16 protein-coding genes are annotated in these 16145 nt (G+C 63.0%); 8 read left to right on the top strand and 8 right to left on the bottom strand.

Translation table 11 applies throughout. The features are described from left to right. Positions 1-41: 41 nt before the first annotated feature. The 3 genes from IU367_RS02070 (at position 42) to IU367_RS02060 (ending at position 3813) form a co-directional block, all read left to right on the top strand. Positions 42-1712 (top strand): DUF342 domain-containing protein, encoded by a 1671-nt coding sequence (locus tag IU367_RS02070; protein ID WP_337999330.1) that lies wholly within the window; start codon positions 42-44, stop codon positions 1710-1712. A 156-nt stretch (positions 1713-1868) separates the two neighbouring features. After that, positions 1869-2678 (top strand): sugar-phosphatase, encoded by an 810-nt coding sequence (yidA, locus tag IU367_RS02065; protein ID WP_098980914.1) that lies wholly within the window; start codon positions 1869-1871, stop codon positions 2676-2678. Between the two features lie 361 nt (positions 2679-3039). Next, positions 3040-3813, top strand: coding sequence for a gamma-glutamyl-gamma-aminobutyrate hydrolase family protein (locus IU367_RS02060; protein ID WP_274453309.1), 774 nt, complete (start codon positions 3040-3042; stop codon positions 3811-3813). Here the strand turns inward: IU367_RS02060 and IU367_RS02055 are convergent, their stop codons facing one another. Further along, positions 3814-4227 (bottom strand): hypothetical protein, encoded by a 414-nt coding sequence (locus IU367_RS02055; protein ID WP_274453307.1) that lies wholly within the window; start codon positions 4225-4227, stop codon positions 3814-3816. A 115-nt stretch (positions 4228-4342) separates the two neighbouring features. Between IU367_RS02055 and IU367_RS02050 the strand changes: the two genes are divergently transcribed. Both IU367_RS02050 and IU367_RS02045 read left to right on the top strand, forming a co-directional pair. Continuing rightward, positions 4343-5869, top strand: coding sequence for a mechanosensitive ion channel family protein (locus tag IU367_RS02050; RefSeq protein ID WP_274453306.1), 1527 nt, complete (start codon positions 4343-4345; stop codon positions 5867-5869). A gap of 41 nt (positions 5870-5910) precedes the next feature. Next, the gene (locus IU367_RS02045; RefSeq protein WP_274453305.1) at positions 5911-6309 is read left to right on the top strand and encodes an STY0301 family protein; all 399 of its coding nucleotides are present in this window, start codon (positions 5911-5913) and stop codon (positions 6307-6309) included. Positions 6310-6337: 28 nt separating this feature from the next. Here IU367_RS02045 and IU367_RS02040 read toward each other — a convergent pair whose 3' ends face one another. From IU367_RS02040 to lptM, 6 genes are all read right to left on the bottom strand, one after another. Then, positions 6338-7048 carry an HAD-IA family hydrolase gene (locus IU367_RS02040; RefSeq protein WP_274453304.1) on the bottom strand — a complete coding sequence of 237 codons (711 nt, stop codon included), beginning with the start codon at positions 7046-7048 and terminating at the stop codon, positions 6338-6340. A 34-nt stretch (positions 7049-7082) separates the two neighbouring features. Continuing rightward, the gene (gene xerC / locus IU367_RS02035) at positions 7083-8039 is read right to left on the bottom strand and encodes a tyrosine recombinase XerC (protein WP_098980920.1); all 957 of its coding nucleotides are present in this window, start codon (positions 8037-8039) and stop codon (positions 7083-7085) included. Continuing rightward, the gene (locus IU367_RS02030; RefSeq protein WP_274453302.1) at positions 8032-8712 is read right to left on the bottom strand and encodes a DUF484 family protein; all 681 of its coding nucleotides are present in this window, start codon (positions 8710-8712) and stop codon (positions 8032-8034) included. The genes xerC and IU367_RS02030 overlap by 8 nt, the downstream gene beginning before the upstream one ends. An 81-nt stretch (positions 8713-8793) precedes the next feature. Then, positions 8794-9624: a diaminopimelate epimerase gene (gene dapF / locus IU367_RS02025; RefSeq protein ID WP_042868747.1), complete on the bottom strand. Its 831-nt coding sequence runs from the start codon at positions 9622-9624 to the stop codon at positions 8794-8796. 124 nt (positions 9625-9748) lie between these two features. Next, a complete protein-coding gene (gene lysA, locus IU367_RS02020) occupies positions 9749-10999 on the bottom strand; it encodes a diaminopimelate decarboxylase (RefSeq protein WP_043134977.1) in 1251 nt (416 codons plus the stop codon). Positions 11000-11018: 19 nt separating this feature from the next. Continuing rightward, on the bottom strand, positions 11019-11195 hold the full coding sequence (lptM, locus tag IU367_RS02015; protein ID WP_017408874.1) for an LPS translocon maturation chaperone LptM: 177 nt from the start codon (positions 11193-11195) through the stop codon (positions 11019-11021). A gap of 73 nt (positions 11196-11268) precedes the next feature. Between lptM and cyaY the strand changes: the two genes are divergently transcribed. Continuing rightward, on the top strand, positions 11269-11583 hold the full coding sequence (gene cyaY / locus IU367_RS02010) for an iron donor protein CyaY (protein WP_042868743.1): 315 nt from the start codon (positions 11269-11271) through the stop codon (positions 11581-11583). Then, positions 11580-12233 carry an alpha/beta hydrolase gene (locus tag IU367_RS02005; RefSeq protein WP_274453301.1) on the top strand — a complete coding sequence of 218 codons (654 nt, stop codon included), beginning with the start codon at positions 11580-11582 and terminating at the stop codon, positions 12231-12233. The genes cyaY and IU367_RS02005 overlap by 4 nt, the downstream gene beginning before the upstream one ends. Positions 12234-12347: 114 nt before the next feature. Here the strand turns inward: IU367_RS02005 and IU367_RS02000 are convergent, their stop codons facing one another. Beyond that, positions 12348-14879, bottom strand: a complete 2532-nt coding sequence (locus IU367_RS02000) for a class I adenylate cyclase (RefSeq protein ID WP_274453300.1) — start codon at positions 14877-14879, stop codon at positions 12348-12350. Positions 14880-15202: 323 nt separating this feature from the next. On the opposite strand from IU367_RS02000, the gene hemC reads away from it, so the two are divergent. Further along, a complete protein-coding gene (gene hemC / locus IU367_RS01995; protein WP_156995051.1) occupies positions 15203-16132 on the top strand; it encodes a hydroxymethylbilane synthase in 930 nt (309 codons plus the stop codon). The last annotated feature ends 13 nt before the right edge of the window (positions 16133-16145 follow it).

The following is a 16145-nucleotide window of genomic DNA, read 5'->3' as shown; positions in this document are numbered from 1 at the left end:
AAGCGATCTCGATATGGATGCAGACGAGGGAAGGGAACCGGGTGTTAAGCAAAGAGTGGTTACTGTTATCAACCGATATGGAGTACGCCTGCCTGCGCATAGTGCCCGGGCTGACCAAACCCGTCTCGGAGAGCGATATCCAGACGCTGCTGCTGGCTTCCAACTGTCGCCGCTACCAGCCGCTGACGGAGGGGATCAAGCAGGCCATCAGTTTGCTCAATACCCTGTTGAGCAACCCGGCCGCCCCCCTGCCCGGCAATCCGGTCCCCGTCGCCCAGCGCCACGATGCCCGCGTCACCCTGGTGGTGGAGAAAGACCGGATGAGCGCCGTCGCCCAGATCACCGCCGACTGGGGTGGCAAGTATCTCACCACTGAACAGCTGGAGCAGGCGGTGCAGGCCAGCGAGATCAGCCAGGGAGTACAGGCGCCCCTCATAGCCGCCGCCATTCTGGCCGCCAAGGAGGCGACGCCGGGGGCCCTGCTCAAGCTGCCGGTGGCGCTGGGCAAGGCCGCCGTCAACGGCCAGGACACCCGCTTCGAGCGGCTGGTGGAAACCCCGGCCGAGCGGATCCTCAAGCCCCAGGAGCTGGATCATGGCCGGGTCGACATGCGCGACCTCGGCACCCTGCTCACCGTCAAGGCGGGCGCCCAGCTGATGCGCCGCCACCCCGCCACCCAGGGCGTGCCCGGCTTTACCGTCACCGGCCAGGAGCTGCCCGCCAAACACGGCAAGGACAGCCCCATGGTCGCCGGCGAGGGCACCTTCGCCTCGCCGGACGATGTGGATCTGCTGCTGGCCGGCCGCCCCGGTCTGCCCCGCCAGGAGAAAAACGGCATGAAGGTGGACGACGTGCTGAGCGTCAAGCAGGTCGACATCCGCCACGGCCACGTCATCTTCGAGGGGGCCCTGATAGTGGCGGGGGATGTCACCCCCGGCATGAAGATAAAGACCAGCGGCGACGTGGTGATCGGCGGCTTCGTCGAGGGGGGCTATATAGAATCGAGCGGCACCATTACGGTGCGCAGCGGCATCATAGGCCGCAAGAGCGAGCAGAGTGACGAGTACCTCTGCCACCTCAATGCCCAGGGCGAGATCCACGCCAGCTATGCCCAGTACGCCAAGCTGGAGGCCGGCGGCGACATCCAGATCCAGAGCCAGCTCAGCCACTGTTACAGCCGCAGCGGGCAAGACATCAAGGTGGGCGACAGCGGCATGCGCAAGGGCCACCTGCTGGGGGGTATCAGCATCGCCAATCGCCTCATCATGGCTCCCATACTGGGGGCTTCGGCCTACAACCAGACCCGGTTGCAGATCCTCGGCGGCTACTTCACCCACAAGGAGCAGGAGCAGGCCCTGCGCCAGCGCAAGCAGGAGTGCCGGGATCAGCTGGACAAGCTGCAGGATCTGCTGCTCAAGCTGTTGCAGCTGCCGGGGGACAAGCGCAATCCCCAGACAGTGCAGAAGATAAAATTGATCCGCACCCAGCATATCGACGAGAGCAAGCTGCTGGATGAACAGCTGGAGGCGGCGCAGGAAGAGCTGCAAAAACTGATGACGGAGATGGACATCATAGCCACCCAGCGCGTCTTCCCCGGGGTCGAGGTAGAGATGGCCCACCACCACTACAGGGTCGACATAGAGCACGGCCCCATCCACTTCGCCATCCACGAAGATCAGTTGCAGCTGACCCCTTACGAACCCCACAAGTGACGGCCTGCGGGCCCTGCGGCTCGCTACTCCCCGGCAAGCTCCCCCCTGCTGGCGCAGCCTCTCGCCGCCAACCCGTGATCCTGGCGGCGAATTTCGCTACACTCGGCCTCCCATTGGCCCCATAGGGCGGGCCAGCCAGACTTCAGGTAGTGAGAGATGTACAAGCTGATCGCATTGGATATGGATGGCACCCTGTTGAACTCCCAGGGCCAGATTTCACCCCGCACCCACGCCGCCATTCAGGCCGCCCGCGCCAGGGGCGTGACTGTGGTGCTGGCCTCGGGCCGCCCGCTGGAGGGGATGAGCCGCTACCTGGTCGAGCTCGGCCTCACCGGTCAGGATGACTACGTCATCTGCTACAACGGCGCCCTGGTGCAACAGGTGGCCGATCAGCGCATCATCCGCAGCCAGCTGCTGACCGGCAGCGACGCCAGCGCCATCGCCAGGCTGGCAAACGAGCTGGAAGTGAACGTACACGGCTTCTCTGTCACCCGTGGCCTCATCAGCCCCAGGGTCAGTACCTATACCGAGCACGAATCCCGCCTCATCGGCATGCCCATCAATCTGATCGATTTCGCCACCCTGCCCGCCGACGAGCAGATCATGAAGGTGATGATGATCGACGAGCAGCCCCAGCTCTCCCGCGCCATCGAACGCCTGCCCGCCGAGCTTTATGAGCGCTACACAGTGGTGCGCAGCGCCCCCTACTTCCTCGAGTTCATGCACAAGCAGAGCAACAAGGGGACCGGCGTCGCCGCCCTGGCCGAGCATCTGGGGCTGGACGCCGCCCAGGTGATCGCCGTGGGGGATGCGGGCAACGATCACCACATGATCGAATACGCCGGGCTGGGAGTCGCCATGGGCAATGCCACCGACGAGATCAAGGCGCTGGCCCAGCACACCACGGCGCGCAACGATGAAGACGGGGTCGCCCAGATCATCGAACGATTCGTGCTGAACGCCTGAGTCGACAAAGGGGCCTGCGGGCCCCTTCTGCTATCCGGTTACCCCGGCCAGATGTTTAATATATCCACCACAGACCATATCCCTCATCTCACCAACACCCCCGCAGGCCCCTTCAAAAGGGACTCAAGGCAGCTCCTCGCTTAAAACAGTTAACATCTCAGCATCATTTCGTTTGACATATTGAACGGCCTTGGCAGACTGGGATCAGGATCCAGGCTGTCATTGCCCAGGCTGACCGACGATTCTGGTACTGCGGCACGACCCTGATCCCATGACCATGCCTTGAGGCATGCCCTTGCCCTTTCAGCGGCAGCAAGGGCCTTCCCAAGGCGCAGGACCGCAAAGGATAGCAAGGTGAATCATGACAGCTCGCAACCCCCACACCCCGCGTAAACCCGTCGTACTCATGACCATGGGCGCCCAGCCCCGCAATGGTCACCCCTATCAGGTGATGACCCACAAATACATAATGCCGCTGGTGGAGATCAGCGACTGCGTGCCGCTGCTGGTGCCGACCTGCTGCGGCACAGAGGATCTGGCGCAGTATCTGGATTTGGCGGATGGCGTCTATCTGAGCGGCGCTGGATCCAACATAGATCCCGCCCTCTACGGCCAGGAGAATCTGACCCCGGAGAAGCAGCAGGACAGAGACAGGGATCTGTTCGACATCCCGCTGGTGCGCGCCGCCCTCGATCGCGGCCTGCCGATCCTCGGGATCTGCCGCGGCATGCAGGAGATCAACGTGGCCCTTGGCGGCGACATTCATCAGAAGGTCTACAACGAGCCGGGTTATGACGATCACAGGGAAGATTCGGACGATCCGGTCGACGAGCAGTATGGCGAGAGTCATCAGGTCGAGCTGGTGCCCGGCAGCTGGTTTGTCGAGCTGATGGAACAGCCGTCGATCCCGGTCAATTCGCTGCATGGGCAGGGGATCAAGACGCTGGCCAAGGGGCTTGAGCCGCTGGCCCACGCCGAGGATGGGCTGATCGAGGCGCTCCATGCCCCTACCCTCGCCTCCTTCCTGCTGGCGGTGCAGTGGCACCCGGAGTGGAAGGCAAGCGAGAATCCCCACTCCATCAAGATTTTCGAGGCCTTCGGCGACGCCTGCCGGGCCCGTGCCAGCAAGGGCTGACTAGTCGCCAAACCCCCGCGCCTTGAGCTTGGGCAAACCACCCCGCTCGGGGCGCAGGGTGCGGCATATCTCCATCCCCTTGAGCCCGCGCTGGATGTGATCCGGCGTGTGGCCGAACACCATGCCGTTGCTGCGATAGAGGGCATCGTCATCCAGCTCGAACAGCTCACCGCCGATCAGCAACTGCTCGCGGCCATTGACCGTCTTGCCCCGCTTGAGCGGCAGCGTCATGTCGCTCAGCACCTCGCCGGTGGCGCAGCCCTCGCGCCAGCGGGCCTCGTCGGAGAAGGGGGTAATGGCGATCTCGCGCCAGGAACCATCGCGAAACTCGACTCTATACTTGTCGGCCAGCTGATCGCAGCCCGTCAGCAACCAGGCCCCCGCGATACAGACCAGCTTGTTCAACTTGCGCACACTCGCCACTCCCCTGCCACATTGGCGCCCAGCATAAATAAATTGCCCTCACCCCGCACCCATTTAGCGGTTCGAAAGCAACTATGCTGGAAATAACCAATGATAAGGGGCTGTTATGTTTAGCGATCATCTCATTGCGCTACCTACCCTGCTGTGGATTGGTGAGCACCCGTTCTGGACCCTGCTGACCCTGTCTCTACTCGCTACCCATTTCTGGCGCTCCCCTGGCCGGCGGCGGGAGCTGGTCGCCGAGCTCGGCTTCGTCATGCTGAGTACTGTCACCATACTGTTGATCCAGTTCGAGGGCGGCTGGTTCCGCCTGCCCCTGCCCCACCACTGGCTGGTGGAGATCTCCAGCCTGCTGGCCGGCCTGGTGCTGGTGAAGGTCTGGGGGATACTGCTGTTCCAGTTTCTGCTGCCCCTGTGCCAGATCCGCATCCCGCGCATCATAGCCGACATCGTCATCACGGTCGGCTACATCGGCTGGTGTCTGTTCCGGCTCTACGCCTCCGGCATGGCGCTCGGCGAGATAGTCACCACCTCGGCCGTCATCACGGCCGTCATCGCCTTCTCCATGCAGGACACCCTGGGCAATCTGCTGGCCGGTGTCTCCATCCAGCTCGACAACTCCATCGCCATCGGCGACTGGCTGCAGGTGGAGACTACCCAGGGCCGGGTGGTGGAGATCAACTGGCGCGCCACCACCATAGAAACCCGCAACTGGGAAACCGTGGTGATCCCCAACAGCCACCTGCTCAAACAGCGCTTCACAGTGCTGGGACGGCGACAGAACGCCCCCCTGCAGTGGCGGCGCTGGGTCTGGTTCGACATCACCCTGGACACGTTGCCGACCCAGATCATAGCGCTGGTGGAACACTCCCTGCGGGAGACCCGCCTCCGCCACGTCTCCGCCAGCCCGATGCCCGACTGCCTGCTGATGAACGTGGAGAACGGCGTCGCCCGCTACGCGGTGCGCTACTGGCTCACCGATCTGGCGGTGGACGATCCCACCGACTCTGCGGTGCGCACCCTGATCGATGCCGCCCTGCGCCGCAACGACCGCCGCCTCACGCCCCCCATCTTCAACGTCTTCATGACCACGGATCAGGATCACAAGGATCAGCGCCACAAACGGCATACCGCAGAGCGCACCGCCACCCTGCGCCGCTTGCCGCTGTTCGCCATGCTGCAGGAGGAGGAGCTGCTGCAACTGGCGGATCAGGTCAAGTTCGCCCCCTTCGTCAACGGCGATCGCATGCTCACCCAGGGCGAGATCTCGGGCTGGCTGTTCGTGCTGGTAAAAGGGGATGCGGAGATGCTGGTGGAGGTGGAAGGGCGCGAACTGCTGCTCGGCACCCTCAGCGCCGGCGACTTCTTCGGCGAGCTGAGCCTGCTCACCGGCGAGCCCAGCCCGTTCACTGTGCGGGCGCTCGGCACCGTCGAAACCTATCGCATCAATCAGGCCATGTTCCAGGAGCTGGTCATGCAGCGCGAGTCGCTGGTCGAACCGCTCTACCGGGTGCTGAGCGCCAGGCAGCAGGAGCAGCAGGCCCTGCTGGTACGGGAGGCGGAATCCTTGAGACAGGTCACGCCGCCGCGGGATCTGCTGGATAAACTGAAGGCGCTGTTTGGCGGCCTATGACGTAGCATGGAGGCCCGAGCTTTCAACAAGAGACCGACTCCATGCTGCTGACCGCCCTGGCCCTGAGTGCCACCCTGCAATTTGACTGCCCACCCGGAATCGAGACCCGCCAGCAACTGTTGACCACACCAGAGGGCTGGCAGGGTCTGAGCCGGGATCCGGAAGGAAAACCGGGTCAGACCCTGAGCCACCGGCTGGCAAACCTGGCGCTGTTTGATGGTGAGCCGGGTGAGCTGGTTCAGCTCAAACCGGACAATGGCGACAGCGACGAGATCCACTACTGGAGCCTGCTCGGCAGCAGCCTGCGTCCCCTCTATCTGGTCTGCCACTATCAGGATACCGCCCTCACCCTGCAGCAGGCGCTGCCCCTCGGCATCAGCTACTGCCGGGTCAATCAGGGCGACCCTTACGAGCTGCGTGGGCTGATCTGCCGCAAATAACGCAGTGAAGGGTAGCCAGCCATCGCCGTCAGAGCAGCAAGTCGGCCAGCTCGCCCAGCGCCGTCAGCTCCACATCCGGCAACAGTTGCAACCCCTGCCAGGGCTGCTGGCGATCGTTGAGCCAGGCGGCCCGAAAACCGTGCAGGCGGGCGCCCAGCACATCCGTCTCCGGGTGGTCCCCCACATGCAGGATCTGGCCGGGTGCCAGCTTGAGGGCTCTCTGCGCCTGCACAAACATGTCCGGCGCCGGTTTCATCCTGGCGCCCGCGCCCGCCTTGCAGACCAGGGTGAAATAATCCGCCAGCCCGGCCCGGGTCAGATCCAAATTGCCGTTGGTGATGACCACCAAGGGGTAGCGTCCGGCCAATCGCGCCAGCAAATCGTGGGTCGCGGCGCTCACCGTTATCCTGGATCGCTCGGCGAGAAAGGCGGCGAATACCTGTTCGGCCTCCCGTCTGGCGGTGGCGGCCATCATGCCGCCCTGCACCATGGCCTCATGAATGGTGCGCTGACGCGCCAGGCTGACATCCTGGCGCAACTCGGGATGGGCAAGCAGGATGGCGCGCTTGAGTTCCAGCCAGCGTGGCTTGTCCAGCATGGCGGTGGCCAGGTATTCGCTGCGCAGATGGGCCAGCATCCACTGCTCGGCCCGTTCAATGGCGGGGCCGTTGTCGTAGAGGGTGTCATCGAGGTCGAACGAGATGGCGGCCACCGGCTGCCAGCGGCGATAAAAATGCATTCATGCTCCTTCACTGCGGGGTAAGCAGACCCCGTTATTCATCTTCCGGGGTGGCAGGATCCCGCCTGGCCCTGGGATGGGCGTTGTCGTACACCTTGGCCAGATGCTGAAAATCGAGGTGGGTATAGATCTGGGTGGTGGAGAGATCCGCGTGCCCCAGCAGCTCCTGCACCGCCCGCAGATCGCCGGACGACTCCAGCATGTGGGTGGCGAAGCTGTGGCGCAGCTTGTGGGGATGGATGTGGGCATTGAGCGCCTGCTTGTTGCCCCAGCCATCGAGCCGCTCCTGCACCGAGCGGGCCGACAGCCGCCGCTTGCGCTGCGAGACGAACAGCGCCTCGGCCTCGTCCCCCGCCAGCAGGGGGCGCACCTTGAGCCACTTCTGCAACCACTCCACCGCCATCCGCCCCATGGGCAGCACCCGCTCCCGCGCGCCCTTGCCGGTCACCTTGAGCTGGCGATCATCGAGCTTGATGTCCGTCAGATTGAGCCCCACCAGCTCGGCGAGGCGCAGGCCGGAAGAGTACATCAGCTCCATGATGGCGCGATCCCGCACCGCCAGCGGATCCTGCTCGTCTGTGATGTTGAGCAGCTGGTACATCTCGTCCACATCCAGGTTCTTGGGCAGGGGTCGCCCCTGCTTGGGGGTCGCTATGCCGCGGGCCGGGTTGGCGCTGAGCCGCCCCTGGCGCACCTGCCAGTCGCAGAAACTGCGCAGAGCCGAGAGCTTGGTGGCGAGAGAGCTGGGCACCAGTCCGGCCTTGTGCATCCGGGTCACCAGGCTGCGCACCTGGCTCGCCTCGAGCCGGGTCCAGTCGCTCAGGCCAAGCCTGACCAGCTCGGCTGTCATGATCTCCAGGTGAGAGCGGTAGTTGCTGCGGGTATGAGGGCTGAGCTGGCGCTCGACCCTCAGGTATTCGATGAAGGCCGCCAACTCATCGGCCAGGCTGGCCGGCAGAGGCTCGGCGGCAGGAGACTGTGCCTTAGCCACGAACCAGCTCGGGCAGGCGCAGTTGCAGCAAGCAGCCCAGCTGACCCAGCAGCAGGGTGTCGTTGTGGGGGCTGAAGTGGCTGGGATCCGAGCTGGCGAAGGCCAGCACGCCGAGATCGCCGAGCCGCATCAGGGCGACGGAGTTGACCAGCACATCGTGGCCAAACAGCGCCTGCTTCTCGCTCTGATTGAGTCGACCGAAGTAGTAATCCTGCCCCGGCAGGCGCTGGCCCAGCAGCTGCTCGAGCTGTCTGCCCTCCGCCATGAACTTCTGCTCGGGGCCGCTCAACTGGAATTTCTTCGGGCTGAGCCAGAGCCGCAGGCCGGTCAGCCGCAGTCGCTGCACGAAGGCCTTGCCCATCACGGCACTCACCTCGAACAGGGTCTGGCAGCCGTAGAGCTCGCCGTAGAGATCGGCGTAGACCCGGAAGATCCGCTCATTCTCGCTGGCGATCCCCATCAGCTCGGTGATCTCCTGCTCCAGCTGCTCGATACGCTCGCGCTGCCGGTCCATCTGGCGTTCGACCAGCGAGACCGTGCCTTTGCGCTCGTGGGGAATGCGGATCCGATCCAGCATGGCCGCGTGGCGCTGGAAAAACTCGGGATAACGGGCCAGGTACTCCAGCACTGTGGCTTCATCCACCAGTGATTCCTGCCGTTTGAGTTCGCTCATAACTTGGTTGGTCCATCCGAAAAAGGGGCACAAGGCCCCGACATTAGCGCTTGGCAGAGCGGAGTCATCTCCGCCCCATGCCTACAACTCTATCTGGCCGTCGAACACATGCTCGGCCGGGCCCGTCATATAGACCGGCTGACCCGGTCCCTTCCAGGCGATGGTCAGCTTGCCACCCGGCAGACTGACGGTGACCCGCTCCTTGAGCTTGCCCTGACTGATGCCGATCACAGCCGCCGCACAGGCGCCGGTGCCGCAGGCGAGCGTCTCGCCCACCCCGCGCTCGAACACCCGCAGCTTGATCTCGGTGGCGTTGACCATCTCCATGAAGCCGACGTTAACCCGCTCGGGGAAACGCTCGTGCCGCTCCATGATGGCGCCCAGTGTCTCGACCGGCGCTTCGGCCACCGATGGCACCTCGATGACGCAGTGAGGGTTGCCCATGGAGACGACACCACACATCACAGTATGCTCTTGCGCCCGCAACAGATAGGTTTTTTCCGCCTTCTGGGCCCGAAACGGGATCTTGCCCGGCTCAAACTGGGGGACACCCATGTTGACCGTGACCTGATTCTCCCCTTCCAGCTGCAGGATAATGCGGCCACGGGCCGTGCTGACCGCAATGCGATCCCGGTTGATCAGCCCCTTGAGGCGCACGAAACGGGCGAAACAGCGGGCACCGTTGCCGCACTGCTCCACCTCGCTGCCATCGGCATTGAAGATACGGTAGTGAAAGTCGAGTTCAGGGTCATAGGGCGGCTCCACCAGCAGCAGCTGGTCGAAGCCGATCCCGAAGTGGCGATCCGCCAGCTTCTTGATGACGTCATTGCTGAAAAACACCTTCTGGGTGACGCCATCCACCACCATGAAGTCATTGCCCAGCCCGTGCATCTTGGAAAAATCTATCAACATCGTGCGTTCCTGTACCCTTTAGGCAGTAAATGCTCGCGACACCGGCGATCGGTCAACTGCTCGCGCGTTCAACGCACACAGAGACGCGTCTGGACCATCCCATCGCCATGGTGCCTTCCTGTTTTCAGGGCAGTAGATGCTCACCGCGCCAGAGATCGGCCAACTGCTCGCGCTCTCTGATGAGGAAGGATTGCGTGCCATCCACCAGCACCTCGGCCGCGCGCGGACGGGTGTTGTAGTTGGATGACATGGTAAAGCCATAGGCACCGGCGGAGCGAACCGCCAGCAGGGAACCCTCGCCTATGGCCAGGGTGCGCTCCTTGCCGAGGAAGTCACCCGTCTCGCACACCGGGCCCACCACGTCGTACAGCGCCGGCTCATGGGCCGTGCGGCTGTCCACCTCTATGATGTTCATCCAGGCGCCGTAGAGGGAGGGGCGCAGCAGATCGTTCATGCCGGCGTCGATCAGCGCGAAGTTGCGGGTCTCGCCAGGCTTGAGGAACTCGACACGGGTCAGCAGCACGCCTGCGTTGGCGACGATGGCACGGCCCGGCTCGAACAGCAGGGTCAGATCCCGGCCCGCCAGCTTCTGCTTGAGCGCCTCGGCATATTCGGTGGGGTGCGGCGGCTGCTCGGCGCCATAGTTGACCCCCAGCCCGCCGCCCACATCCAGGTGGTGAATGTGGATGCCTTCCGCCGCCAGTTCGTCGATCAGCCGCAGCAGCTTGTCGGCCGCCTCCATGAAGGGCGTCAACTCGGTGAGCTGGGAGCCGATATGGCAATCCACCCCCTTGATCTCTATGTTGGCCATGGCCGCCGCCTTGCGATAGATGGCGGGCGCCTGCTCGATGGGAATGCCGAATTTGTTCTGCTTGAGGCCGGTGGATATGTAGGGATGAGTCCCGGCATCGATGTCGGGGTTGACCCGCACCGAAACCCGGGCCTTCTTGCCCATGCTGCCCGCCACCCGGTTCAGACGCTCCAGTTCGGCTTCCGACTCCAGGTTGAAACAGAGGATCTCTTTATCCAGCGCCAGGCGCATCTCGGCTTCGCTCTTGGCCACGCCGGAGAAGACCACCTTGGCCGGATCGCCGCCCGCCGCCAGTACCCGCGACAGCTCGCCGCCGGAGACGATGTCAAACCCCGAGCCCAGGCGGGCCAGCAGGTTGAGCAGCGCCAGGTTGGAGTTGGCCTTGACCGCATAGCAGATCAGATGGGGAATATCGCCTGCGGCCTGATCGAAGGCATGCCAGTGGCGTTCAAGGGTAGCGCGGGAGTAAACGTACAGCGGAGTGCCGTACTGCTCGGCAAGGTATTGCAGCGAGGTGTGTTCGGCCTGAAGCTGGCCGTCGGCGTCGTAGTTAAAGTGATCCAAGGGGCGGTTCCTTCCTGAATTATTGCGGCGCGGCCTCTGGGGCGGCTTCGGCGGTCGCAGGCGTCTGTGCTTGCGGTGTACTCTGGGTCTGGGGCTGCTCGGGGGGCGGCATGTAAAGCGGCCCCGTCAGGCCACACGCGGCCAAACCAAGAGACAGAAGAGTGGCAAGCAGACACTTGGTAAGCTGGGTAATCATAATGGTTCGCTGCGAAAAAATTTTTGGCCCTCTATAATCGCACTCACATTGTTAAAAGCAACAGGATAAACCGATGAAGGATCACGAGTATCACGCCCTGACCGACGCCTTTTTCCAATATGTGGAAGACACTGTCGACGCAGGATATCCGGATATTGATTGTGAACGCGCCGGCGGGGTCTTGACCCTGTCGTTCGAGAACAAGACCAAGGTCATCATCAACAAGCAGGAACCCCTGCACCAGATCTGGGTCGCCACCCGCGAGAACGGTTTCCACTTCGAGCTGCAAGGGGAAACCTGGATCGACAACCGCTTCGGCCATGAGCTCAAGGCCCTGCTGACCAAGGCCTGCACCACCCAGGCGGGTGAGGCTGTGGTATTCCCATGATCGACCTACATCCGCAGGACGCCCGCCACGCCGTGATCTGGCTGCACGGGCTGGGGGATTCCGGCGCCGGGCTCGCACCACTGGTGGATGCGCTGGACTTGCCTGCCGACCTGCCGGTGCGCCATCTGCTGCCCGATGCCCCCGAGCGCGCCATCACCATCAACATGGGCTACAAGATGCGCGGCTGGTACGACATCAAGAGCTTCGACGATCCGGCGGACCGCGCCGTGGAGTCCCATGTGCGTGAATCGGCCGACCAGATTGCCGCCTTGCTCAATCAGCTGGTGGCCGAAGGCTTTGCTCCCGAGCGCATCCTGCTGGCCGGTTTTTCCCAGGGTGGCGTCATCGCCTCCTTCACCGCCCTGCGCCATCCGGCACGGCTGGCCGGGCTGCTCTGCATGTCCACCTATCTGGCGGCGCCCGACGCCCTGTTGGCGGAGATGAGCGAGGCCGCCCGCAGCCTGCCCATCAGCTACATGCACGGCATCTATGACGACGTGGTGAGTCTCTCCATGGGCTGGGACGCCAAGAACCGGCTGGAAGCGGCAGGGCTGACGCTCGAGTGGCACGAGTACCCCATGCGCCACGAGATCTGCCGCCCCCAGCTTGCCGACATCCGCAACTGGCTGCTGGCCCGCCTCGCGGACTGAGCCGGCTCCGGATAGCCAAACGGCCTGCATCTGCAGGCCGTTTTTATTTGGCAGGTTCGAGGAGCCGCGTCAGCAAGAGGGCCTCGTCGGCCACCCCATGCCCGACCCCTGGTGCTACCCCGTCGCCGAACCCAGTTCACGGGCCTGGCCTGCGCCGTCACGAAGCGGCCCCTGGCTGCGGTAGGGGATCACCTCCAGCTCGCCGTTGACCTGTACTATCTCGTAGTACTGGGGCAGGTTGAAGTTGCTGAACTGGCCCGCATCGCTGAAACGCTCGTGGCTGGAGGTGTAGAAACGGTTCACCCCCTGCACCAGCTCATCCTTGTTGCCGGCGAAATGCTGGTAGATCTCCACCCGGTTCGCCTCATCCAGGATATAGATGTTGGTCCCCGCATCCCGGGTATCGAAGAAGAACTGCACCAGCCCTTCGCTGGCGTAGGAGTCGACGATACCGGGCAGGTGCTGGCTGTGGGTCTTGTCGAGCCGCAGCGGCAGGTGATCCAGCTTGTTGTGGGAGATGTGACGGTAGAAGTCGATGGCGTTTTCCAGCTTTTTGACCGACACCCCGCGCCGCTCGAAGAAGATGCCGTACTTCTCCTTGCCGAGGGCCAGCGTCTTGACCAGCTGCTGCTTGTCACGGGCGAGGCGCAGCTCGATGCACTCGGCCACCAGTTGCTGGAAACGGGTCCGCACCAGGGAGCGGAAATGCTGGCTGTAGCAGAACACCTCTATCATCTCGGGGGCGGCGGCATCCTGGTGCATCTTGCCGAGTATGGTGGTGAGGGCATCGACTACCGCTTCGTCACCCTGGAAGTGCAGGGTGCGGATCTCGCTCCAGGAGTTGCGATAGACCAGATCCACCGACCCCACCAGACACTCCAGATTGCGGCCGAACGAGAAGACGTCGGCGGCATTGGCGTCGAATTCGATCACCTGACCCACCCAGTGGCTGGTCGGATCCGTCTCCAGGTTGAGGAAGATGGAGAGCTGACGGATCTCGCACGGACGGCTGAGGGCCAGGTTGGTGGCGCGGGGATACTTGACCGGGAAGGTGCCGGACAGGTCACGACAGAACTGGTGCAGGTTGTCGATGTGCAGATCCGAGCCCTGATTGAACAGGTGCACCCGGGACTGGGGCGTCAGCAGGCCGTTGAAGTAGGCCCAGGAGACCAGCTTGCTGATGTAACCGTTATATTCGAGCGGTGCCCGGCCTATGATGTCCGCCGGCTCCAGCGAATGTTTGTAGAGATACCAGCCGGCGCGATTCAGCCGGCCGTGGGGCACCTGCACCAGGCTGAGATCCGGTTCGCTCAGATCCGGCGCTATGGTCAGGTTGATGCGCTGTACCTTGCCCGGCAGGCTCTCGAACGCGGCATAGAGCTTGCGCGACAGTATGCCGATGTCTTCCGGGTTGATGGACTCGCTGATGTTGTTGCGCCGGGCAAACTGGATCAGGTTGCGATAGCTCTGCATCAGGGCTTCCAGCAGCTCGGCGTGAGCCACCTTGACGTCTTCGACCTTCCACTCCTGGCGGTGATCCAGATGATGCAGCCGCTCCGGGCTCCAGCCCCAGTAGGCCACCAGCTGGGTCATCTGCTCGCGGCGCCAGGCCGGGGAGTGATCCTCCTTCGGATGGCTGAGGCCGTCACACACTTTCAGATAGAAGCAGCGTCGCACCAGATCCAGCCGCTGCATGTCGCCGATGGACTTGAGGTAGTTGGTCACCTTGTCCAGCATCAGGCAGTAGTTGTCGAGCCGGTAGTGCATGCCCTCGTTGTGCTGGAACCAGTCGCGGCTGGTGACAGACAACAGGCGGGTGTTGGGATACTCGTGGGAGTAAGCCTCCATCAGCACCGACTTGAGCACGGCTTTGTAAGGGGAGTCGATGCCCTTATAGAGCTGCCACAAGGCGGAGCCAAAATACTCCTCGGCGGGAATGCGGTTGAAGCCGCCGAGATCGAGCCAGTCGTCCTGGCTCAGCTTGCCGTGGGCAAACAGGCCGTTCACATACTCGTCGTAGCGATCGTCATACTCGGCAGGCACCAGATACCAGAGCAGGCGCTTGCCGGCGATCAGCATGGCGCTGCGGTAGAACTCGTCGAGCAGCAGCAGGTGCTGGGCGCTGCCGCAGCTCTCCCCCTGCATCTGGGCATCGTTGCGCTGACGGAACTTGTCCTCGGGGATCAGGAAGAAGTTGAGATCGACGCCTCGCTGCTCGGCCCACTTGGAGAGTTGCTGGCACTTGAGATCCAGCAGCTCGAGCCGCTCCTGCGACAAGCCAGCCACGTGGCAGACCCAGATATCGAGATCCGAGTGGCAGCACTGGCCGATGGACGAGGTGCTGCCCATGGAGTAGAGCCCCTGGATCGACTTGTCGTGGGTAGTGAGGCCGTTCTGGCAGTTGGCGTTCTGGCACAGATCCTGGATGAAGGCCTGCTGGGCCTCGTTGGCGGTAAAACTCCAGATGCCGTGGGGCACATCACCTGCCACATAACCGGGCAACAGGGGATGATTGAAGTGCAGCATGACGGGCAGCAGCTGGAAGACCTGCTGCCCATAGCGACTCATGAGACCTAACGCCCGTTGCGTCTTGAGACGATTGAGTTCGTCGTAGCGCGCCACCAGCGTATCGAGTTTTACCAGCAATGCCCTGCCTATACCGAGGTAAGAAATGACGCACCAAAACGGGGAGACGTCAAAAAAGTGTGATCATGTTAACAATGCAAACAGCGGTGGTAAACAAGCCCGCACTGAATCACCGGATTATTTATGACTGGCAGCTGAACAGTATCAATGGAAAGCAATAAAAATTAGTAGATTCAATGAATTAATAAATTAATTCAACTTAATGAAAATCATTTTCAGCCCCCCTTTTTGAGCTTGGCCCCGCTTTTGCTGGCTGCGCCATGAAAGCCCCTGCAAAGGGTGGTAAGATCGTTTTCCTTCTAAAGATGAAACAACTGATTGATATGGCAGCCCGAACCCTGAAAATTGCCACTCGCAAGAGCCCATTGGCCCTGTGGCAGGCCAACTTCGTCAAAGACCGGCTGGAAGCCCTGTACCCCGAGTTGCAGGTCGAGCTGGTACCCATGAGCACTCAGGGTGACAAGATCCTGGATACCCCTCTCGCCAAGGTGGGCGGCAAGGGGTTGTTCGTCAAGGAACTGGAGACCGCCATGCTGGAAGGACGCGCCGACATCGCCGTTCACTCCATGAAGGATGTGCCGGTGGAGTTCCCCGAGGGGCTCGGCCTGCACACCATCTGCGAGCGCGAAGATCCGCGCGATGCCTTCGTGTCCAACCGTTTCAGCCAGATAGAGGCGCTGCCGCAAGGTGCCGTGGTCGGCACCTCCAGCCTGCGCCGTCAATGCCAGCTGCGTGCCGCCCGCCCGGATCTGGTGATCCGCGACCTGCGCGGCAACGTCAATACCCGTCTCGCCAAGCTGGATGCCGGTGAATATGACGCCATCATACTCGCCGCCGCCGGCCTGAAACGGCTGGAGATGGCACATCGCATCACCGCCTTCATCGAGCCGGAACAGAGCCTGCCCGCCAACGGTCAGGGAGCGGTCGGCATCGAGTGCCGGCTCGACGATGAGGAGCTGCATGCCCTGCTGGCCCCGCTCGAACACGCGGAGACCCGGATCCGGGTACTGACCGAGCGCGCCATGAACCGCGCCCTGCAAGGGGGCTGTCAGGTGCCCATCGGTGCCTATGCCCTGGTGCAGGGGGATGAGGTCTGGTTGCGCGGCCTGGTGGGCAGCCCGGATGGCCGTCAGGTGGTCCGCGACGAGATCCGCGGCCCGCTGGCCGATGGCGAGGCGCTCGGTCACACCCTGGCCCAGCGCCTGCTGGCGGCGGGCGCCGACGTCATCCTGGCCGAGGTCTACCGGGCATGAGTGCGGGCCGGGC

This window comes from Aeromonas bestiarum, from assembly GCF_028751155.1.
Lineage (GTDB): Bacteria > Pseudomonadota > Gammaproteobacteria > Enterobacterales > Aeromonadaceae > Aeromonas > Aeromonas bestiarum.
The sequence above is the reverse complement of the archived record's forward strand: the minus strand, read 5'-3'. Positions and strand labels throughout refer to the sequence as shown.

Excerpts from the sequence above, each read along its gene's own strand:
- yidA (WP_098980914.1), top strand. The coding sequence starts at position 1,869 with ATGTACAAGCTGATCGCATTGGATATGGATGGCACCCTGTTGAACTCC.
- IU367_RS02060 (WP_274453309.1), top strand. The coding sequence starts at position 3,040 with ATGACAGCTCGCAACCCCCACACCCCGCGTAAACCCGTCGTACTCATG.
- IU367_RS02050 (WP_274453306.1), top strand. The coding sequence starts at position 4,343 with ATGTTTAGCGATCATCTCATTGCGCTACCTACCCTGCTGTGGATTGGT.
- IU367_RS02045 (WP_274453305.1), top strand. The coding sequence starts at position 5,911 with ATGCTGCTGACCGCCCTGGCCCTGAGTGCCACCCTGCAATTTGACTGC.
- IU367_RS02040 (WP_274453304.1), bottom strand. The coding sequence starts at position 7,048 with ATGCATTTTTATCGCCGCTGGCAGCCGGTGGCCGCCATCTCGTTCGAC.
- IU367_RS02030 (WP_274453302.1), bottom strand. The coding sequence starts at position 8,712 with ATGAGCGAACTCAAACGGCAGGAATCACTGGTGGATGAAGCCACAGTG.
- dapF (WP_042868747.1), bottom strand. The coding sequence starts at position 9,624 with ATGTTGATAGATTTTTCCAAGATGCACGGGCTGGGCAATGACTTCATG.
- lptM (WP_017408874.1), bottom strand. The coding sequence starts at position 11,195 with ATGATTACCCAGCTTACCAAGTGTCTGCTTGCCACTCTTCTGTCTCTT.
- cyaY (WP_042868743.1), top strand. The coding sequence starts at position 11,269 with ATGAAGGATCACGAGTATCACGCCCTGACCGACGCCTTTTTCCAATAT.
- IU367_RS02005 (WP_274453301.1), top strand. The coding sequence starts at position 11,580 with ATGATCGACCTACATCCGCAGGACGCCCGCCACGCCGTGATCTGGCTG.
- hemC (WP_156995051.1), top strand. The coding sequence starts at position 15,203 with ATGGCAGCCCGAACCCTGAAAATTGCCACTCGCAAGAGCCCATTGGCC.